Source organism: Stenotrophomonas sp. G106K1 (assembly GCF_037969685.1).
Taxonomy (GTDB): domain Bacteria; phylum Pseudomonadota; class Gammaproteobacteria; order Xanthomonadales; family Xanthomonadaceae; genus Stenotrophomonas; species Stenotrophomonas lactitubi.
The window spans coordinates 27,105-45,759 of record NZ_JBBPFR010000027.1; the positions used below are offsets into that span (position 1 = coordinate 27,105).

Sequence of the window (18,655 nt, forward strand, 5' to 3'; positions counted from 1 at the left end):
CAACCCGAGGTTTCAATGAGCCTTCGCCTGCTACTGCCCCTGGGCGGTTCTGCGCTTGCCCTGCTGCTGGCCGCAACCACTGTCTCGGCCCAGGATTACGACAGCAGATCGTCACCGCGCACGACGTGCGAATCACACTTCAACAAGACCCAGCAGTGCCCGTTCGAAGGACACGCGCGACTGGCGCGACAGCTGTCGGTGACGCGATGCGTGGAAGACGACAACTGGGGACAGCGCCGCGGGATGCTGTGGGTCACCGACGGCTGCCGCGCCGAATTCGTCGCCGAAGAGCCTGGACGAGGCCGTTGGCCCGGGCGTGACCGCGACCGTGATCGCGACGGCGAACGCCTGGTCTGCGAATCCTACGAAAACAAGGAGAAACAGTGCCGCATCCGTGTCCGTCACGACGTGCGGCTGGTCAAGCAGAAATCGATCACCACCTGCACCGAAGACCGCAACTGGGGCTGGGACCGACGCGGCGTATGGGTAAGCAATGGCTGCCGCGCCGAGTTCCGCGTCTACTGAGTGCAATGACTGCGGCTGCATCCTCGTTGGAACGAGGCTCCCACAGCAGCTGGCATCTACTAGTGGCGCGCTGGTAGTGGCGCGCTGGGCGTCGCCCCCTCATTTACCCAGGCTTCGCTGCAGCCGGGCGGGACGAGCTCCACCTTCCACGGGCCTTGTTCGCGACCTGGCCCGCCCCGGTCAGCGGCAGCGGAGTGCTGTTAAGCCGTCGTCCGCGACGCACGTTGCGACGCGGATGAATCCGGTGCTCCACCAGCCTTGCCGCCCCCTTCAGACAGGTTTCATTCGCCGCGGCACCAAGTGACCAAAGAAGTAACGCTCCCCTACATCAAAGTGCATGGGCGACGCGAGATAGCGGTCCAGGATGCCAGATGCCTCTTTGGGCTGAAATATGCCTCCATCACCGTAGAACCTGGAGCAGTCCCCCCCGGAGTACACTTCAAATTTACGCCTCCAGACTAGGAAGCTTCCCCAATCGATCCACTGTGCGCTGTCCTTCGATACCAGCGCCTTTCTCATGAGCCAGACTTGTTGATTCATATCGACGACCCTCCCGCCTGAGATCGATACCCCATCGTCGCCAAAGGCGGCCTTCAACTCGACCAGCCGCGCCTCTACGGCCCTGGTGTACTCGACGTCACTCAGCCCACTGGCGAAGAACCTTGGCTCGCCATGCATTGGATCCAGCAGGTTGACAATATTCGTCTCGATGGCAGCTCGATCGGCGCGCCGGCTCAGCGCACGCCTGGCCTCAAGCATGAAGGGAACCAACCAAAGAACTCCGGACCACTGCGCAGCGAGACTCGCCTCGATGCGTAAATAGTTCGGCCCCTCGAGCATGAGCTCTGCAAGGAACTCCAGGTCGTCATCAAGCCCAGCATCCGCGGTGATACCCAAGCAAGCCGATACCAGTGTCGGATCATTCTGCTGATCCAGTATCCAGTGTCTCAGCCTCGATACGTGGCTGAAGTCTGCGCTCTTTGCGCGTTCCAAGACCCATGACAAGGCGATCCAGGGGTCCTCCATCGGCAACTCGTCCGCCGAGATGATTGCCGTCGGCAGGCATTCCGAGTAGTGATATCCGCGCCCCTTCCAGTAGAAACAACCTTCAAGGTACTTCGGCCTTTGGGTGTGTTTGTAGGTGAATTTCTTCATGGCGTACGCAAGATCATAGATGCACTCGTGATTGCCCGGATAGACGACCTATCTGCCACCCAGCGGCACAGCCCAAGTGCATCGCGCAATCACCGTGCCGCTGCCGGCTGCAGGCGCCGACCTTGCCGGCGACGCTTCTGCGTTCGTCATCGCGCATGGTCGGCAAGGAAGTTCCCTGGCGGCCAGTGACCACGGATATCGCGAAACCGCGATAGTGGCGGAATAGTGGATACGAAGTGACCACGACGAAAAAGGGCCTGCACCGAATGGCGCAAGCCCTTGTTCAATCTCAGCTATTGGTCGGGACGGCCGGATTCGAACCGACGACCCTCTGCCCCCCAGGCAGATGCGCTACCAGGCTGCGCTACGCCCCGACTGATGCTGCGATGTGCCCGCCAGTGCGGCGGGCCGTGAAGTATAGCGGATTACGGCGGAAATGGGTCAGCGACGCAGCAGTTGCAGCACTTCTTCCAGTTCCATCCGTACCTGCTTGATGATCTGGTTGCTCAAGGCCGATTCCTCGCGCGCATCCGGACCATCCAGGCGCAGGCGCGCGCCACCGATGGTGTAGCCCTGTTCGTACAACAGGCTGCGGATCTGCCGCACCATCAGCACGTCGTGGCGCTGGTAGTAACGACGGTTGCCACGGCGCTTGGCCGGCTCGAGACTGGGAAACTCGGTTTCCCAGTAGCGCAGCACGTGCGGCTTGACGTCGCACAGTTCGCTGACTTCACCGATGGTGAAGTAGCGCTTGGCCGGAATCGGCGGAAGTTCGCGGTTACTGCCCGGATCCAGCATAAGCTTCCACCCTCTCCTTGAGCTTCTGGCCCGGACGGAAGGTAACCACCGTACGGGCGGAAATCGGAATTTCCTCGCCGGTCTTGGGGTTGCGACCCGGGCGCTGGTTCTTGCGCCGCAGGTCGAAATTGCCAAAGCCCGACAGCTTCACCTGACGTCCCTGTTCCAATGCTTCACGCAGCACATCGAAGAACGCGTCGACGAATTCCTTGGCTTCCCGCTTGTTCAGACCGACTTCGTCGAACAGCTTTTCCGCCATCTCCGCCTTGGTCAATGCCATTGCCTGCTACCCCCGAGTGCTGCCCGCTCAGCCGCGGATCCGGGCGTGGTGTTCACGCTCGATGGCAGTGACCGCCTCGGCCACTACCGCTTCCACGTCGCGGTCCGTCAGAGTGCGCGACTTGTCCTGCAAAATCAAGCCCATAGCGAGACTCTTGAATCCCGGCTCGACGCCCTGGCCGACATAGCGGTCGAACAGGTTCAGCTCGCGCAGCAGCGGGCCGGCAGCCTGGTGGATGGTCGCCGCCAGGTCACTCCAGGCCACCTGTTCAGGTACCAGGAAGGCCAGGTCGCGGCGCACCGCCGGGTAGCGCGACAGTTCACCGGCGCGCGGCAGCGCACGGGCGGACAGCGCTTCCAGATCCAGCTCGAAGGCGTACACGTCCACGTCGATGTCCATCGCCTTGGCCAGGCGCGGGTGGATCTGACCGATCCAGCCGATCGCCACGCCGTCGCGGAAGACTTCGGCCGAACGCACAGGATGGCCGTAGGCACGGGTGGACGGGCGAAACTCCAGCACCGCGCCACTGGCAGCGGCCAGTGATTCCAGGTCGCCCTTCAGGTCATGGAAATCAACCTTGCGGGTCGGCAGGCCCCACTGCACCGCCTGCGCTTCACCGCAGACCGCAGCGGCCACGCGCGAGGTTTCCAGCGGCGCCGGCCGGCTTTCGCCGAGCGACGCGTCACCGGCCTGCTGGGCGAACACCCGGCCGATTTCGAACAGGCGCACGCGGCCCAGCTGGCGGGCGGCATTGCGGCCCAAGGTGGCGACCAGGCCCGGCAGCAGCGCCGGACGCATCACTGCCAGCTCGGCCGACAGCGGGTTGGCCAGCGGCACCAGGTTGTCGCGCAGCTGCCACTGGCTCAGCAGTGCGTCGTCGACGAAGGCGAAATTGACGGTTTCCTGCAGGTCGCGGGCAACCAGCTGGCGGCGCACGCTGAGCGTGTCCAGCTGGGTCTCGGTCGGCATCGCCACGCGCGATGCACCGCCCGGCAGCGTGGTCGGAATCTGCTCGTAACCGTGGATCCGGGCCAGCTCCTCGATCAGGTCTTCTTCGATGGCGATGTCGAAGCGGCGGCTCGGCGCGGTGACCTGCCAGCCTTCGCCAGCGATCGCCACCTGCATGCCCAGCGCACGCAGGATGCGCTCGACTTCGGCGTCTTCGATGGTGATGCCCAGCACGCGGGTGATGCGCGCGCGGCGCAGCAGGATCGTCGCCGGCTGCGGCAGGTCGGCCTCAGCAGCTCCCGGCATCCTGCCTCCCGCGGCACTTGCGCTGTCCTGCGCGGCGCGCGCCTCGGTCACCGGTGCCGGGGTACCGCCGGCCAGGTCCAGCACCAGGCGGGTGGCGTATTCGATGGCGGTACGCGGCAGCGCCGGGTCGACGCCGCGCTCGAAGCGGTGGCCGGCATCGGTATGCAGGCCCAGCTTGCGGCCACGGCCCATGATCGCGGCCGGCGCGAAGTGTGCCGCTTCCAGGAACACGGCCGTGGTGTCATCGGTGACGCGAGTATCGAAGCCGCCCATCAGGCCAGCCAGGCCGACCACGCGGTCAGCATCGGTAACCACCAGGAAGCTGTCGTCCAGCGCAGCATCACGGCCATCCAGCAGCTTCAGGCTTTCACCGGCGCGCGAACGACGCACACCGATCGTGCCCTGCAGGGTGCCCAGATCGTAGGCGTGCATCGGCTGGCCCAGCTCGAGCATCACGTACTGGGTGATGTCGACCAGCAGCGACACCGGGCGCACACCACTGCGGCGCAGGCGCTCGGCCATCCACAACGGGGTCTTCGCCGCGGCGTTGACACCTTCGATGACACGACCGAGATAGCGCGGCGCTTCAGCACCGGCATCAAGCTGGATCGCCAGCTCGCGGCTGCCCTGGGCAGCAATCGGCTCTGCGATGAAATCCAGTACTTCGCTGCGCGTGGCTGCTGCAACGTCGTAGGCGATGCCGCGGATGCTGAAGCAGTCGGCGCGGTTGGGGGTCAGCTTGATCTCGATGCTGGCGTCCGGCAGGCCGAGGTACTCCAGCAGGGCCTGGCCGACCGGCGCGTCGTCCGGCAGTTCCAGCAGGCCGGAGGCATCGTTGTCCAGGCCCAGCTCCTTGGCCGAGCACAGCATGCCGTTGGATTCGACGCCGCGCAGCTTGGCCGGCTTGATCTTCAATTCACCGATCTGCGCACCGACCATCGCCAGCGGCGCGACCAGGCCCGGGCGCGCATTTGGCGCACCACATACGATCTGCAGCAGCTCAGCCTGTCCCGCATCAACCTTGCATACCTGCAGGCGGTCGGCTTCGGGATGGCGCTCGGCTTCGACGATACGCGCGACGACCACATGCTGCAGGCCATCGCCAAGCGCGGTCACCTCTTCCACTTCCAGGCCGATGGCGGTCAGCACCGCGCTGAGCTCATCGCGCGAGGCAGTGGTCGGGACGTGGCTGCGCAGCCAGTTTTCGGAGAATTTCATGGTGTCACCCTGGTGGGCCCGGCGCATGCGCCTGGGCTTCGGATTCAAGTGCAGCCGGGCATGGCCCGGCACGACATGGTTGTGGCTTACGCGAACTGCTTCAGGAACCGCACATCGTTCTCGAAGAACGCGCGCAGGTCGTTGACGCCGTAGCGCAGCATCGCAAAACGCTCCACGCCCAGGCCGAAGGCAAAGCCGGTGTAGCGCTCCGGATCGATGCCGACGTTGCGCAGCACGTTCGGGTGGACCATGCCGCAGCCGAGCACTTCCAGCCAGCGGGTGCTGCCGTCGGGCTGCTGCCAGGCGATGTCCACTTCCGCGCCGGGTTCGACGAACGGGAAGTAGCTGGGGCGGAAGCGCATCTCGAAATCGCGTTCGAAGAACGCGCGCACGAACTCGGACAACGTGCCCTTCAGGTCGGCGAAGGTCGAGTGTTCGTCAACCAGCAGGCCTTCGACCTGGTGGAACATCGGCGAATGGGTCTGGTCGCTGTCGCTGCGATAGACCTTGCCGGCGGCGATCATGCGCAGCGGCGGCTGGTGCTCGCCCATGTAGCGCACCTGCACACCGGAGGTATGCGTGCGCAGCAGTCGGCCGTCACCGAAGTAGAAGGTGTCATGCATGGCGCGCGCCGGATGGTGCGGCGGGAAGTTCAGCGCCTCGAAGTTGTGCCAGTCGTCCTCGATCTCCGGACCTTCGGACAACTCATAGCCCAGCCGGCCGAAGATGCCGGTGATGCGCTCGAGGGTGCGGGTGATCGGGTGCAGGCCGGCGCGTTCGCCACTGCGGCCCGGCAGCGTGATGTCGATTGCCTCGGCGGCCAGGCGCGCATCGAGTGCGGCATCTTCCAGCACTGCCTTGCGCTCGCCCAGCGCGCTGCTCAGCGCATCGCGGGCCTGGTTGATGGCCTCACCGGCCGCCTTGCGTTCGTCGGCCGGCAGCGCACCGAGCTGCTTGAGCTGCGAGGTGATGCTGCCGCTCTTGCCAAGCAGGGCCACGCGCAGCTGTTCCAGCGCGTCCGGGCTCTGCGCGGCGGCCACATCGGCCAGCGCCTGGGAAGTGAGGGATTGGATGTCGCTCATGGGTAGCCGGAACTCCAGTCGGTCTGCCATCGCGATGCGCGAAGGGCCGCGCCGTCGCAACCGCTTGCCGGTCGCCCGCCATCTGCACGGCCGCGCCCGGCACAAAAAAGAATGGGGAAGGACTTGCGCCCTTCCCCATGCATTGCCTCTACCTGACACCGTTCTCCGTGAACGGCAACGGCATCGGGAAGGACTTATGCCGCCAGTGCGCCCTTGGCCTTTTCGGCCAGTGCAGCAAAGCCAGCTGCGTCGTGCACGGCGATGTCAGCCAGAACCTTGCGGTCCAGGGTGATGCCAGCCTTCAGCAGGCCGTTCATGAAACGGCTGTAGCTCAGGCCGTTGATGCGGGCAGCCGCGTTGATGCGGGTGATCCACAGCGAACGGAAGTTGCGCTTCTTCTGCTTACGGCCGATGTAGGCGTACTGCTGTGCCTTGATGACCGCCTGCTTGGCGACGCGGAAGACCTTGCGACGGGCATTGTAGTAGCCCTTCGCCAGATCAAGGATTTTCTTGTGGCGGCGACGCGCCTGTACGCCACGCTTAACTCGTGCCATTTTTCAGTTCCTCAGAGGTAAGGGAGCATGCGGTCCAGACGGCCTGCGTCTTCTGCGCGGACGTGATTCGTCTGACGCAGGTTACGCTTACGCTTGGTCGCTTTCTTCGTGAGGATGTGGCTACGGTTGGCGTGGCCGCACTTGTACTTGCCCGAGGCGGTCTTGCGGAAACGCTTGGCCGCCGCCCGGTTGGTCTTGATCTTGGGCATTGCAATGTCCTTGATGGGATATGACCCTGGTTTCTGACTGATCTGGCGGCGGCCTGGGCCGCTCTTTCCGTCCTGCCATGATCGGCGTACGACCCGTCCTGGGTGGGTCGAGCCGGGCATGATACAGGCAAAACCACCCTGTAACCAGCCCCCATACAGCTTTTCATCCGCAACCCGGCCGCGCCGGTCCCGGAAAAGCAAAAGGACGCCAGCGGCGCCCCTTCACCTTCATCCATTCAGCCGCCAGGCGCCCCGCGAGGCAGCCCGTCAGGCCTCAGGTCTTCTTCTTCGGCGCGATCATCATCACCATCTGACGCCCTTCCAGGCGCGGACGGGATTCGATGACGATGTCCTCGCCCAGATCACCCTCGATCCGGCTGGCCATCTCGCGACCCAGTTCCTGGTGGCTCATTTCGCGGCCACGGAAACGGATGTTGACCTTGATCTTGTCGCCTTCTTCAAGGAAACCGCGCATCTTGCGCAGCTTGATCTGGTAGTCGCCCTCGTCCGTGACCGGACGGAACTTCACTTCCTTGATCTCGACCTGCTTGGTCTTCTTCTTGGCCTCGCTGGCCTTCTTCTGGGCTTCGAACTTGAACTTGCCGAAGTCCATGATCTTGCACACCGGCGGGTCGGCCTGCGGCTGGATCTCGACCAGGTCCAGGCCTTCATCTTCGGCCATGGACAACGCTTCGTCTCGCGTCAACACGCCGATCATTTCTCCGTCACTGCCGATCACGCGGACGCGCGGCACACGGATTTCCTGATTCTTGCGGTTCTGTTTGTTGTCAGGGGTACTGATATTGCGATCTCCCAAGGGTGTCGAACCCGGCCCGGGCGCCAATGCGCACGGGCCGGACCTTTGTTTACGCGCCCTCGGCCTGGAGCCGCTCGGTGAAGGCCTGAAGGCTCATGCTGCCGAGATCTTCGCCAGAACGCGTACGCACCGCCACAGCGCCGTTTTCCTTCTCGCGGTCACCAATGACCAGCAGGTACGGCACGCGCTGCAGCGTGTGCTCGCGAATCTTATAGCCGATCTTCTCGTTACGCAAATCGGCGCTGACGCGGAAGCCTTGATCCGCAAGGCTTTTGGTCACGGCAGACACGTATTCAGCCTGCGCATCGGTGATATTGGCCACCACCACCTGGGTCGGCGCCAGCCAGACCGGGAATTGACCGGCATGGTGCTCGATCAGGATGCCCAGGAAACGCTCCATCGAGCCGACGATGGCCCGGTGCAGCATCACCGGATGCTTCTTCTGGCTGTTTTCGTCCACGTATTCAGCGCCCAGACGGCCAGGCATCATGAAATCGACCTGCATGGTGCCCAGCTGCCAGGTACGGCCGATGGCGTCCTTCAGGTGGTACTCGATCTTCGGGCCGTAGAAGGCGCCCTCACCCGGCAGCTCCTGCCATTCCACCCCGCAGCTGGACAGTGCCGAGCGCAGCGCGCCCTCTGCCTTGTCCCACGTGGCGTCATCGCCCAGGCGCGATTCGGGGCGCAGCGCGATCTTGACCTGGATCTCCTCGAAGCCGAAGTGCTGGTACACCGCCAGCGCCTGCTGGTGGAACGCGGTCACTTCCGCCTCGACCTGGTCTTCGGTGCAGAACACGTGGCCGTCGTCCTGGGTGAAGCCACGCACGCGCAGGATGCCGTGCAGCGCGCCGGAGGGCTCGTTGCGGTGGCAGGCGCCAAACTCACCGTAGCGGATCGGCAGATCGCGGTAGCTGTGCAGCCCCTGGTTGAACACCTGCACGTGGCCCGGGCAGTTCATCGGCTTGAGCGCGTAGGTACGCTTCTCCGACTCGGTGAAGAACATCGCGTCCTGGTAGTTGTCCCAGTGGCCCGACTTCTGCCACAGCGACACGTCCAGGATCTGCGGGCAGCGCACTTCGCCGTAGCCGGTGCTGCGGTACACCTTGCGCATGTACTGTTCGACCACCTGCCACAGCGCCCAGCCCTTCGGGTGCCAGAACACCAGGCCCGGGGCCTCTTCCTGCAGGTGGAACAGGTCCTGCTGCTTGCCGATGCGACGGTGGTCGCGCATCTCCGCTTCTTCGATGCGCTTGATGTATGCATCGAGCTGCTTCTTGTCGGCCCAGGCGGTGCCGTAGACGCGCTGCAGCTGCTCGTTCTGCGCGTCGCCGCGCCAATAGGCGCCGGAAATGCGGGTCAGCTTGAAGGCCTTCAGGAAGCGCGTGTTGGGCACGTGCGGGCCGCGGCACATGTCCACGTATTCCTGGTGGTAGTACATGCCCATCGCCTGGATGTCAGGCGACATGTCCTCGATCAGGCGCAGCTTGTAGTCCTCGCCACGGGCCTTGAAGATCTCGATGACTTCCGCACGCGGGGTCACCTTCTTGATGACGTCGTAGTCCTGCGCGATCAGCTCGCCCATGCGTTTTTCGATCGCCGCCATGTCGTCCGGGGTGAACGGGCGCTCGGAATAGATGTCGTAGTAGAAGCCCTCGGCGATCACCGGGCCGATGACCATCTTCACGTCCGGATAGAGCTGCTTGACTGCGTGGCCGACCAGGTGGGCGCTGGAGTGGCGGATGATTTCCACGCCCTCCTCGTCCTTGGCGGTGATGATGCGCAGGGAGGCATCGTGGTCGATGACGTCACTGGCATCGACCAGCACGCCATCCACCGAACCGGCGATGGTGGCCTTGGCCAGGCCGGCGCCGATCGACTGGGCGACGTCCATGACGCTGACGGGATGTTCGAATTCGCGGCGGCTGCCGTCGGGAAGGGTAATCGTGATCATTGCAATGGCTTCATGCGGGGCCCGCCGGGCGGGCTGGAAAGCGCTCCCGGGCCAACGCCCGGGCAATAAAAAAGCGCCGCGAGGGCGCCTGGAATACAGGGCCTTCGGGGCAGGTCAACAGTGGGCGGAGGTAGTGCTCATGTCGCACGCTCGGCCGGCGCTGGGCGCGGGCCACCTTGTTCCAGGTTGGGGTTGCCGATGATCTTAAACCAGTGGCCGACAAAGCCCAAGCGGCGCCTGAATGGCGCTGGCTGGCGGCGTGAAAACGCAATGATTACCATGTGCGCGCACCCAGCCACCGTGCCGGCCTGCCCGCTTCCCCCAGGACCCTGCAATGCGCCACCCGCCCCGACCGGCGCCCGCCGGTCCCGCCCGTGCCCCGCGTTCACCGGCATTGTGCCGGGCCCGGAGCCCCCGATGATCACCGTCGGCCTGTCGACCTTGGGCTTCTGCAGCCTCGGCATGCTGTCGGCGATGTTCTCCGCGCTGGCGTTCTATGCCGCCTCCCCGCACTGCCGCTGGCCACGGCTGCGCCGTGCCGGGCGCCTGGGCCGGCAGATCGGCCTGGTCGCCGCTGTCGCCGCGTTGTGGCTGTGGATGGCCGAACTGGGATTTGCCGCCGGCCTGGTGGCGATGCTGTGCACCTGGATGCTGGCCGCCATGCTGCTGCCGGCACTGGCCGCATGGCACCGCCCCGATGTGGAGCCGCGCTGATGTGGTCGCGCGCGCTGGCCGGCATCGTCGCCGGCTTCTTCCTTGCCGCTGCGGCGACCGGCCTGGTCGCCTGGCTGCCGCCGGGCCCCTGGCAGAAAGCCCTGGTGCCGAGCCTGATCGCGTTCGTCCCGTTGTGGATGCTGGCCGCACTATGGGCCTTCAGCTTCCGCAGCGCGTTGCGCGCCTGGCTGACCCTGGCCGGCTGTGCGGCCCTGGGCTTTGCCGTACTCGGCCTGCTGCGCCTGGCCGGCGCAGTGCAATGAGATCGACTGCATGAAATTCAGTTCACAGACCCTGCGCACGTTCACCACCCTGCACACCTGGGTCGGCCTGGTCGCCGGCTTCGGGCTGTTCGTGGCGTTCTATGCCGGCGCGCTGACCCTGTTCCACCACGATCTGCCGGTATGGCAGACACCCGGCGCAGCAACCGCCTTGCCAGCCGGCCTGGATGACGCCCAGTACCTGCTCGACGATGTGCTGGCCACGCATTCCGAAGCACGGCGCCACGTCGGCATGACCTTCCCGGGCGTCGATCATCCGCAGCCGCTGGCCTACTGGCAGGCCGAAGACGGCAGCTGGCGCTATGCATGGCCGGGACAGACCGGCGGCAGCCCGACGCCACCGCAGACCGGGCTGGCCGAACTGGTCAACGAACTGCATTACAGCCTGGGCCTGCCGGTGGCCGGCGTCTACGTGATGGGCATCGTCAGCCTGCTGTACGGCATGGCCCTGCTCAGCGGCTTGGTGATCCACCTGCCCAGACTGCTCGGCGATCTGTTCGCGCTGCGTCCGGGCCGCAACCTCAAGCAGCAGTGGCAGGACGCGCACAACGTGATCGGCGTGCTCAGCCTGCCGTTCCATCTGATGTTTGCGGTGACCGGCGCCCTGCTCTGCCTGGTGTTCATGCAGATGGCCGTACTCAATCCCCTGATCTACGACGGCAAGGCACTGCAGGCGGTACCGACGGCGATGGATACCGCGCCGCTGCGCGAGGCCAGTGGCATCCCGGCTGCACCGGGCAGCCTGCGCGAACTTCATGCACGGGCGCTGGAAGTGGCGCGTGCGCAGGGCGTGGCCAACTTCGAACCGGCGTACCTGAAGCTGGCCAATGGCGGTGATGCCAACGCGACCATCGAGATCACCGGCGAGGCCAGCGGCACGCTCGGCCCGCTCGGCGCTGTCGCGCTGGATGTCGAAAGCGGCCGCGTGCTGGCCAGCCAGCTGCCCGGCCAACGCGATGCCAACCACGCCACGCTCAGTGCCGCCTATGCCCTGCACTTCGGCGAATTCGGCAACGGCGTGGTGGTCTGGCTGTACTTCCTGCTGGGCCTCGGCGGCGCCTTCCTGTTCTATTCGGGCAACCTGCTGTGGATCGAGTCGCGCCGCAAGCGCCGTCAGCCGCAGCAGTCACGCGCGGCCGTCAACATGGCGCGGGCCACGGTGGGTGTCTGCATCGGTCTGTGCGTGGCGATCTCGGTGGCCTTCGTAGCCGCACTGGTGCTGGAGCGGGTCGCCCCTGCCCAGGTCGACCACGGCATCCGCTGGGCCTGCTTCGTGACCTGGGCGGCGTGTGCGCTGTGGGCAGCCCTGCGCCGCCCGGCACAGGCGGCGCGCGAGCTGCTGTGGGCCGCAGCGATCAGCACCGCGCTGGTGCCGGTGGCACACGGCGCCCTCAACGGTGACTGGCTGTGGTTGGCCGCCGCACGCGGCCACTGGCCGTTGTTCTGGATCGATGCGATGGCACTGGCGATGGCCTTTGGCTTTGCCCGCCTGGCGTATGCGAGCCAGCGGCGGGCCCGCAACGGTGACCCCAACAGCGTGTGGGCAAACTGACCATCCGCCATCGATGATCGGTTTGAGCGCCGGGAATGGCCCGGCGCTGCCAGAGCCGCTCAGTCGCCGACGCGGGCCTTCTGCCACGGCGCCAGCATGGCGTTGAGCAGGCTGGCCTGGTCGTCGTCACCGGTCAGCTCCCACATGAAGACACCGGCCAGGCCCTGCTCGCGCGCGAACTGCGCCCGCAGCCCGATCGAACGCGGGTCTTCATAGCTGATGAAAATCTTCTCGGTCGGGTTGTACAACCACGGGCTCTGTGCCTGCGGCTGCCAGTGTTTGTTCCAGCCCGGCTGGTCGAGATAGCGTGCCTTGATCACCCGCCAGTCGCCGGCATCGGCTGGAGCGCTGTAGGCCTGGTACAAGCCATCTGCCGACTCGCCGGTGACCTTGAAACCGCGCCCATAGAACGGCACGCCCAGCACCAGCTTGTCCGCCGGCACACCGTGCTCGCGGTAGTACTGCACGGCACCGGCAACGTTGTTCCAGCGCCGCAGTTCCGGCGCCAGCGGGTCGGCCGGCACTTCATGCAGGGGGGCATTGAAGGTCGACACCGCCGAGAAGCCGGTACCCATGTCGTAGCTCATCAGGTTGATGAAATCGAACACCTTGACCAACGCCGGCAGATCGTAGCTGGCGGCGGGATCGTAGGGCCCATCGGTCTGCAGGCGGCCCGCCGCCAGCGCCGCGGTCAGCAGCATCGGCTGCCCCGCCGTTCTGCCACGTGCATCCAGCGCCACGCGGAAGGCCTGCGCAAGCTTGGTCAGGTTGGCGCGGTCCTGCGGCCGGTGCGCCAGCTCCTTCGGGCCGCCGCTGACCGGGAACTCCCAGTCGATGTCAACGCCATCGAAACTGCCGGCATGGCGCTCGAAGAACAACGCCATGCACGAGTCGACCAGGCGCCTGCGGCTGGCCTCGGTCAGTGCAGCGTCGGAGAATCCGCCGGCACCCCAGCCACCGATCGAAATCAACGTGCGCAGGTGCGGATGACGGCGCTTGAGCTCGGCCAACGCGGCGAAGTTGGCCGGCGCCTCTGCACCAATCACGCAGCGTCCGTCCTCGATGGTGGAAAACGCATAGAACAGATGGGTGAGTCGTTCGGCCGGGATGCTCGATACCGGATAACGCTCGGCAGAACCACCGGGATAGTACGCACCGAAGATCGGCGGTTGCGCCGGCGCTGCCTGCGCTGCACTGGGCAGGGCACTGGCGATCAGCACTGCAAGTACGGCCATGGTCTGGCGGAACATGGAAACTCCCGGGTCGAAGGCGCAGCCACGTTAGCAAACACATCGCTCCAGCGTGCGGATGTCCGTGCAAGTCGTCCGCTGGACAGTGGCCGGGCAAGGGAAGCTGACACGGCCGTGGCTGCGCAAGGTCGGAAGCACTTCGCAGCAGGACAAAACACGACCCGCCTGGGCTAAGGTGGCGCTGGATCTTCAATGGCACACGGACATGACCGCAGACCACGACGCAGACGACGAACTGCTGGACGACGAAACCCTCGAAAAGCTGCAGACAATGGAAGCGCGTGCCTATGCGGCGTTCGATGCTGGCGACCTGGCGGAAGCCACTGCCCTGTTCGGCGAGCTGATCGAACTCACACCGGAACTACCCAATCTGCACTACATGCGCGGGTTGGCGCACAAGTACCTGCGCAACTGGCCGGCATCGCTGCAGGACAACCTGCGCTCGGAACAGCTGCGCGATGCATTCGACGAGGCCACGGCATGGAACGCCGGCATTGCCGCCACCGGCGCCGGTGACTGGGCTCAGGCGCGCCGGCAATGGACCCGTTGCGGCATCACACTGCCCGAAGGCGAAGGCCCGATCGACGGCAATTTCGGCGTTGCCTGTGTCCGCTTGAATCCGTGGTCCAGCGGCGAGACCGTATACATGCGCCGGTTGGATCCGGTACGCGCAAGGCTGGAGAACGTACCGCTGCCTGAGAGCGGATTCCGCTTCGGCGACATCGTGCTGCACGACGGCGCATCCACCGGGCATCGCAGCCATGGTGAGCGTCAGGTACCGGTATTCAACGCCATGCAGCGTCTGCAGCAGTCGGACATGGCAACCCATGCCGTGTTCGTGCAGTGCGATGGGCCGGAGGACATTGCCGCGCTGCGTGCGCTGACCTTGCCGGGCATCGGTCTGGCCGAGGACTGGACCCATTCGGTGCGGCACCTGTGCCTGCGCTGCAGCTATGGCACGCCGCACCAGCACGATGACGACCGTGGCGATGACGAGACCCGTGATGATGATCACTGGAAGGGCGAACGCAACCTCGGCATCGCCGCACAGAGCCGGGCCGCAGTGGAGAAGCTGATGGCGGTATGGACGGCAGCCGGCAGTGGGCGCGTGCTGGAGGCAATTGAACAGCGCGAGCATCCACTTCCGGACCCGAAGCCCGGCCAGGTCTGGTGGCTGGGGCACGAAGATGCAGAGGAACCGTCGCCGTAGCGTCTTGCCTGGCGAGTGCTGCAGGCAAAGAAAAAGCGGGCCGAAGCCCGCTTTTTCATTTCGGTGTGTCAACCAAGGTTGACACCTACCGGAATCGAGGTGTGTCAACCAAGGTTGACGCCCACCGTCGATTACTCGGCGGTGGCGCCTTCGCCTTCCTCGACGGCCTTCATCGACAGGCGGATACGGCCCTGCTTGTCGACTTCCAGCACCTTGACCTTGACCACATCGCCTTCCTTCAGCACGTCGCCGACCTTCTCGACGCGGTCGCTGGAGATCTGCGACACGTGCACCAGGCCGTCCTTGCCCGGCAGGATGGTGACGAACGCACCGAAGTCCATGATCTTGGCGACCTTGCCTTCGTAGATGCGGCCCGGCTCGACGTCCGAGGTGATCTGCTCGATGCGGGCCTTGGCAGCCTGCGCAGCGATGGCATTGACCGACGCGATGACGATGGTGCCGTCATCCTGGATGTCGATCTGGGTGCCGGTTTCCTTGGTGATGGCCTGGATGGTCGAACCGCCCTTGCCGATCACTTCGCGGATCTTGTCCGGGTGGATCTTGATGGTCAGCAGACGCGGCGCGTAGTCCGACAGCTCTTCGCGCGGAGCGGTCAGGCCGTGGGCCATTTCGCCCAGGATGTGCAGACGGCCAGCCTTGGCCTGCTGCAGAGCCTGCTTCATGATCTCTTCGGTGATGCCTTCGATCTTGATGTCCATCTGCAGGGCGGAGATGCCCTCAGCGGTACCGGCAACCTTGAAGTCCATGTCGCCCAGGTGATCTTCGTCACCCAGGATGTCGGACAGGACGACGAAGCGATCGCCTTCCTTGACCAGGCCCATGGCGATACCGGCAACCGGTGCCTTCACCGGCACGCCGGCGTCCATCAGGGCCAGCGACGAGCCGCAGACCGATGCCATCGACGAGGAGCCGTTGGATTCGGTGATTTCCGACACGACACGGATGGTGTACGGGAAGGATTCCAGCGACGGCATCACTGCCAGCACGCCGCGCTTGGCCAGACGGCCGTGGCCGATCTCGCGACGCTTCGGGCCCATCATGCGGCCGGTCTCACCCACCGAGTAGGGGGGGAAGTTGTAATGGAACAGGAAGTTCTCTTTGTACTCACCGGAGACGGCGTCGATGACCTGGCCATCACGGGCGGTGCCCAGGGTGATGGTCACGATGGCCTGCGTTTCGCCGCGGGTGAACAGCGAGGAACCGTGGGTACGCGGCAGGATGCCGGTCTTCACTGCGATCGGGCGGACGGTGTCCAGCGCACGGCCGTCGATGCGGACCTTGGTGTCCAGCACCGAGTTGCGCATGGTGCTGTATTCCAGCTCGCCGAATTCCTTCGACAGCTCGGCCGGGTTCCAGCCTTCAGCGGCCACGCGGCCAGCCAGCGACTCGACCACGTCCTTCTTGATCGCCGAGATGGCGTCGCGGCGCTGCAGCTTGTCGCGCACCTGGAAGGCTTCGCCCAGACGCGGGCCGATGGCTTCCTGCAGGGCGCTGATCAGCACGTCGTTCTTGGCCGGGGCGACCCAGGTCGACGGCTTGGTGCCGGCTTCGACGGTCAGCTCGTTGATGGCGTTGATGACCTTCTGCATTTCGCGGTGACCGAAGGTCACAGCGCCCAGCATCACGTCTTCGGACAGCAGCGCGGCTTCGGATTCCACCATCAGCACAGCGTTGGCGGTACCGGCAACGACCAGCTCCAGCTCCGAATCCTTCAGTTCGGTCACGGTCGGGTTGAGGATGTACTCACCGTTCTTGTAACCCACCTTGGCGGCGGCGATCGGACCCTTGAACGGGGTACCGGCCAGCGACAGCGCAGCCGAGGCACCGATCAGGGCCGGGATGTCACCATCGATGTCCGGGTTCAGCGACATCACCGTGGCGATGATCTGGACTTCGTTCTTGTAGTCTTCCGGGAACAGCGGGCGGATCGGACGATCGATCAGACGCGAGATCAGGGTTTCCTTCTCGGTCGCGCGGCCTTCGCGCTTGAAGAAGCCACCCGGGATACGGCCACCGGCGTAGAACTTCTCCTGGTAGTCACAGGTCAGGGGGAAGAAGTCCTGGCCCTCACGCGCGCTCTTGGCGGCAACGGCGGAGACCAGCAGCACGGTATCGTCGAACTTGACGATGACGGCGCCACCGGCCTGGCGGGCGATTTCGCCGGTCTCAAGCGTGACGGTGTGCTTGCCGTACTGGAAGGTTTTGGTGATTTTTGCCACGGGGGTGTCCTTGGGGATGCTGTCTGCGAATGGACCGGGGGCGACCCTTGCCGCCAACGGATGACCGGTCGTTCCGGTCTGAAAAAGGTATTGCGGTGCTACAAAACAAAACCGCGGCGCATCGCTGCGCCGCGGGGGATTCGTTGCTTAGCGACGCAGGCCAAGCTTCTCGATCAGGGCCTTGTAACGCTCGACGTCCTTCTTCTTCAGGTAGTCGAGCAGGCTGCGGCGGCGGTTGACCATCTGCAGCAGACCGCGGCGGCTGTGGTGATCCTTCTTGTGGGTCTTGAAGTGGCCGGTCAGCAGTTCGATGCGGGCGGTCAGCAGTGCAACCTGGACTTCCGGGGAGCCGGTGTCAGCCGAGCTGCGCTTGTTGTCTTCAATGACCTTCTGGGTGTCGATCGACATGTCTTTTTTCTCTGTGATGCGTGGCCGGCAGGAACGCGCTTTCGCGCACCGCCTGGCTCGCCGTGAACCAACAAATGGATGAAACCCGCCTTCGGCAGGCTGCCGTAAAACGGCCGCGGAATTGTAACGGCCAGGGGGCTTTGGAACAAGGTCCGGGGCTGAACCTGGCTTCCCCGTTCAGAGGTTGAAGCGGCGCTGCGGGGCCAGCAGACCGCTATCGTCGACCTGGCCCAGGCCCTGCGCCACCGATCCGGGACCGAACACGGCCACCAGGCCGCGCGGCCAGGAAGGGCCGCGCTGGCGCTGGCCCACGCAGAAACGCTGGGTCTGCTCGGCGTCCAGGTCAATCCGGGGGTACTCGGACAGACCGGCCGCCAACGGCAGCAGCAGCGCGTCCATGGCGGCCTCGTCCTGTGCCTCCACCAGCGCCCTCAGCTGATCCAGGGTGACCATCGCCGGCTCGCGGAACGGCTCGACCCACAAACGACGCAGGGCACTGATGTGCGCCCCGCAGCCCAGCGTTTCACCAAGATCACGGGCCAGACTGCGGATATAGGTGCCCGAGCCGCAGGTGACCCGCAGCCGCAGCCGCTCGGGCTGCTGCTCCAGCATCTTGATGGCATGGACCTTGACCTGGCGCTCGGGCGCCTCGATGGCGTCGCCTCGACGGGCCTTCACATAGAGCGGTTCCCCGCCCTGCTTGAGCGCGGAATAGATCGGCGCACGCTGCAGGATGTCGCCCAGCAGCGGCGCGATCGCCGCCTGCAGGGTCTCGGGACTGATCGCAGGCACCGGCCGCTCAAGCAGCACCTGGCCCTCGGCATCATCGGTATCGGTGGTCTGGCCCAGCACGATCTCGGCGTCGTAGGCCTTGGCCGAGCCCAGCAGCAGGCCGGCGATCTTGGTGGCTTCGCCGAAGCACAACGGCAGCAGGCCGGTGGCCAGCGGGTCAAGGCTGCCGGTGTGGCCGCCCTTCTCCGCACGGAACAGGCGACGGGCGACCTGCAGCGCGGCGTTGGAGCTCATGCCGGTCGGCTTGTCGAGCAGCAGGATGCCATCCAGGCGGCGGAACTGAATTCGGGTCATGACAGGTACGGGTAGCGCCGGGCCATGCCCGGCGAGCGCGCAGCGCGGTCTGCATCAGACATCGCGCAGCC

The 18,655-nt window shown here is 65.2% G+C and carries 18 protein-coding genes and 1 tRNA gene; 5 read left to right on the forward strand and 14 right to left on the reverse strand.

What is annotated here, in order from left to right:
* The first annotated feature begins 15 nt into the window (after positions 1 to 15).
* Positions 16 to 525 (forward strand): DUF3011 domain-containing protein, encoded by a 510-nt coding sequence (locus WKB25_RS18480; RefSeq protein WP_340572234.1) that lies wholly within the window; start codon positions 16 to 18, stop codon positions 523 to 525.
* A gap of 270 nt (positions 526 to 795) precedes the next feature.
* On the opposite strand, the gene WKB25_RS18485 is transcribed toward WKB25_RS18480, so the two are convergent.
* From WKB25_RS18485 to thrS, 10 genes are all read right to left on the reverse strand, one after another.
* Entirely contained in the window at positions 796 to 1,680 is an 885-nt protein-coding gene (locus WKB25_RS18485) for a hypothetical protein (protein ID WP_340572235.1), read from the reverse strand.
* A gap of 297 nt (positions 1,681 to 1,977) precedes the next feature.
* Positions 1,978 to 2,054 (reverse strand) — tRNA-Pro (locus tag WKB25_RS18490).
* Positions 2,055 to 2,121: 67 nt separating this feature from the next.
* Positions 2,122 to 2,478, reverse strand: coding sequence for a MerR family transcriptional regulator (locus tag WKB25_RS18495; RefSeq protein ID WP_005410431.1), 357 nt, complete (start codon positions 2,476 to 2,478; stop codon positions 2,122 to 2,124).
* The gene (locus WKB25_RS18500; RefSeq protein WP_005410432.1) at positions 2,459 to 2,758 is read right to left on the reverse strand and encodes an integration host factor subunit alpha; all 300 of its coding nucleotides are present in this window, start codon (positions 2,756 to 2,758) and stop codon (positions 2,459 to 2,461) included. The genes WKB25_RS18495 and WKB25_RS18500 overlap by 20 nt, the downstream gene beginning before the upstream one ends.
* A 27-nt stretch (positions 2,759 to 2,785) precedes the next feature.
* Positions 2,786 to 5,230 carry a phenylalanine--tRNA ligase subunit beta gene (gene pheT / locus WKB25_RS18505; RefSeq protein WP_340572237.1) on the reverse strand — a complete coding sequence of 815 codons (2,445 nt, stop codon included), beginning with the start codon at positions 5,228 to 5,230 and terminating at the stop codon, positions 2,786 to 2,788.
* A gap of 86 nt (positions 5,231 to 5,316) precedes the next feature.
* The gene (gene pheS, locus WKB25_RS18510) at positions 5,317 to 6,312 is read right to left on the reverse strand and encodes a phenylalanine--tRNA ligase subunit alpha (RefSeq protein WP_089236281.1); all 996 of its coding nucleotides are present in this window, start codon (positions 6,310 to 6,312) and stop codon (positions 5,317 to 5,319) included.
* A 194-nt stretch (positions 6,313 to 6,506) separates the two neighbouring features.
* Positions 6,507 to 6,866 carry a 50S ribosomal protein L20 gene (gene rplT / locus WKB25_RS18515; RefSeq protein ID WP_005410435.1) on the reverse strand — a complete coding sequence of 120 codons (360 nt, stop codon included), beginning with the start codon at positions 6,864 to 6,866 and terminating at the stop codon, positions 6,507 to 6,509.
* An 11-nt stretch (positions 6,867 to 6,877) separates the two neighbouring features.
* Positions 6,878 to 7,075 (reverse strand): 50S ribosomal protein L35, encoded by a 198-nt coding sequence (gene rpmI, locus WKB25_RS18520; RefSeq protein ID WP_002811096.1) that lies wholly within the window; start codon positions 7,073 to 7,075, stop codon positions 6,878 to 6,880.
* Positions 7,076 to 7,349: 274 nt separating this feature from the next.
* Positions 7,350 to 7,892 (reverse strand): translation initiation factor IF-3, encoded by a 543-nt coding sequence (infC, locus tag WKB25_RS18525; RefSeq protein ID WP_089236282.1) that lies wholly within the window; start codon positions 7,890 to 7,892, stop codon positions 7,350 to 7,352.
* Between the two features lie 49 nt (positions 7,893 to 7,941).
* Complete coding sequence (gene thrS, locus WKB25_RS18530; RefSeq protein ID WP_340572240.1) at positions 7,942 to 9,843, reverse strand: threonine--tRNA ligase; 1,902 nt, start codon at positions 9,841 to 9,843, stop codon at positions 7,942 to 7,944.
* A 417-nt stretch (positions 9,844 to 10,260) separates the two neighbouring features.
* On the opposite strand from thrS, the gene WKB25_RS18535 reads away from it, so the two are divergent.
* Genes WKB25_RS18535 through WKB25_RS18545 form a run of 3 tightly spaced genes read left to right on the forward strand, consistent with a single transcriptional unit; the run spans position 10,261 to position 12,390 of the window.
* Complete coding sequence (locus WKB25_RS18535; protein ID WP_025876254.1) at positions 10,261 to 10,557, forward strand: hypothetical protein; 297 nt, start codon at positions 10,261 to 10,263, stop codon at positions 10,555 to 10,557.
* Positions 10,557 to 10,820 (forward strand): hypothetical protein, encoded by a 264-nt coding sequence (locus tag WKB25_RS18540; RefSeq protein ID WP_340572241.1) that lies wholly within the window; start codon positions 10,557 to 10,559, stop codon positions 10,818 to 10,820. Before WKB25_RS18535 ends, WKB25_RS18540 begins: the two co-directional genes overlap by 1 nt.
* 10 nt (positions 10,821 to 10,830) lie before the next feature.
* Positions 10,831 to 12,390, forward strand: a complete 1,560-nt coding sequence (locus WKB25_RS18545; protein WP_340572243.1) for a PepSY-associated TM helix domain-containing protein — start codon at positions 10,831 to 10,833, stop codon at positions 12,388 to 12,390.
* A 59-nt stretch (positions 12,391 to 12,449) separates the two neighbouring features.
* Here the strand turns inward: WKB25_RS18545 and WKB25_RS18550 are convergent, their stop codons facing one another.
* The gene (locus WKB25_RS18550) at positions 12,450 to 13,640 is read right to left on the reverse strand and encodes a glycoside hydrolase family 18 protein (RefSeq protein ID WP_340572244.1); all 1,191 of its coding nucleotides are present in this window, start codon (positions 13,638 to 13,640) and stop codon (positions 12,450 to 12,452) included.
* A 205-nt stretch (positions 13,641 to 13,845) separates the two neighbouring features.
* Here WKB25_RS18550 and WKB25_RS18555 point away from each other — a divergent pair, with 205 nt between their 5' ends.
* Entirely contained in the window at positions 13,846 to 14,850 is a 1,005-nt protein-coding gene (locus WKB25_RS18555) for a hypothetical protein (RefSeq protein ID WP_340572246.1), read from the forward strand.
* Between the two features lie 131 nt (positions 14,851 to 14,981).
* On the opposite strand, the gene pnp is transcribed toward WKB25_RS18555, so the two are convergent.
* The 3 genes from pnp to truB form a co-directional block, all read right to left on the reverse strand.
* Complete coding sequence (gene pnp / locus WKB25_RS18560; RefSeq protein ID WP_025876239.1) at positions 14,982 to 17,090, reverse strand: polyribonucleotide nucleotidyltransferase; 2,109 nt, start codon at positions 17,088 to 17,090, stop codon at positions 14,982 to 14,984.
* A gap of 147 nt (positions 17,091 to 17,237) precedes the next feature.
* Positions 17,238 to 17,498: a 30S ribosomal protein S15 gene (rpsO, locus tag WKB25_RS18565; protein WP_005410445.1), complete on the reverse strand. Its 261-nt coding sequence runs from the start codon at positions 17,496 to 17,498 to the stop codon at positions 17,238 to 17,240.
* A 177-nt stretch (positions 17,499 to 17,675) separates the two neighbouring features.
* A complete protein-coding gene (truB, locus tag WKB25_RS18570; RefSeq protein ID WP_340572249.1) occupies positions 17,676 to 18,584 on the reverse strand; it encodes a tRNA pseudouridine(55) synthase TruB in 909 nt (302 codons plus the stop codon).
* Positions 18,585 to 18,655: the final 71 nt, after the last annotated feature.

Excerpts from the sequence above, each read along its gene's own strand:
- WKB25_RS18480 (WP_340572234.1), top strand. The coding sequence starts at position 16 with ATGAGCCTTCGCCTGCTACTGCCCCTGGGCGGTTCTGCGCTTGCCCTG.
- WKB25_RS18485 (WP_340572235.1), bottom strand. The coding sequence starts at position 1,680 with ATGAAGAAATTCACCTACAAACACACCCAAAGGCCGAAGTACCTTGAA.
- WKB25_RS18495 (WP_005410431.1), bottom strand. The coding sequence starts at position 2,478 with ATGCTGGATCCGGGCAGTAACCGCGAACTTCCGCCGATTCCGGCCAAG.
- WKB25_RS18500 (WP_005410432.1), bottom strand. The coding sequence starts at position 2,758 with ATGGCATTGACCAAGGCGGAGATGGCGGAAAAGCTGTTCGACGAAGTC.
- pheT (WP_340572237.1), bottom strand. The coding sequence starts at position 5,230 with ATGAAATTCTCCGAAAACTGGCTGCGCAGCCACGTCCCGACCACTGCC.
- pheS (WP_089236281.1), bottom strand. The coding sequence starts at position 6,312 with ATGAGCGACATCCAATCCCTCACTTCCCAGGCGCTGGCCGATGTGGCC.
- rplT (WP_005410435.1), bottom strand. The coding sequence starts at position 6,866 with ATGGCACGAGTTAAGCGTGGCGTACAGGCGCGTCGCCGCCACAAGAAA.
- rpmI (WP_002811096.1), bottom strand. The coding sequence starts at position 7,075 with ATGCCCAAGATCAAGACCAACCGGGCGGCGGCCAAGCGTTTCCGCAAG.
- thrS (WP_340572240.1), bottom strand. The coding sequence starts at position 9,843 with ATGATCACGATTACCCTTCCCGACGGCAGCCGCCGCGAATTCGAACAT.
- WKB25_RS18535 (WP_025876254.1), top strand. The coding sequence starts at position 10,261 with ATGATCACCGTCGGCCTGTCGACCTTGGGCTTCTGCAGCCTCGGCATG.
- WKB25_RS18540 (WP_340572241.1), top strand. The coding sequence starts at position 10,557 with ATGTGGTCGCGCGCGCTGGCCGGCATCGTCGCCGGCTTCTTCCTTGCC.
- WKB25_RS18545 (WP_340572243.1), top strand. The coding sequence starts at position 10,831 with ATGAAATTCAGTTCACAGACCCTGCGCACGTTCACCACCCTGCACACC.
- WKB25_RS18550 (WP_340572244.1), bottom strand. The coding sequence starts at position 13,640 with ATGTTCCGCCAGACCATGGCCGTACTTGCAGTGCTGATCGCCAGTGCC.
- WKB25_RS18555 (WP_340572246.1), top strand. The coding sequence starts at position 13,846 with ATGACCGCAGACCACGACGCAGACGACGAACTGCTGGACGACGAAACC.
- rpsO (WP_005410445.1), bottom strand. The coding sequence starts at position 17,498 with ATGTCGATCGACACCCAGAAGGTCATTGAAGACAACAAGCGCAGCTCG.
- truB (WP_340572249.1), bottom strand. The coding sequence starts at position 18,584 with ATGACCCGAATTCAGTTCCGCCGCCTGGATGGCATCCTGCTGCTCGAC.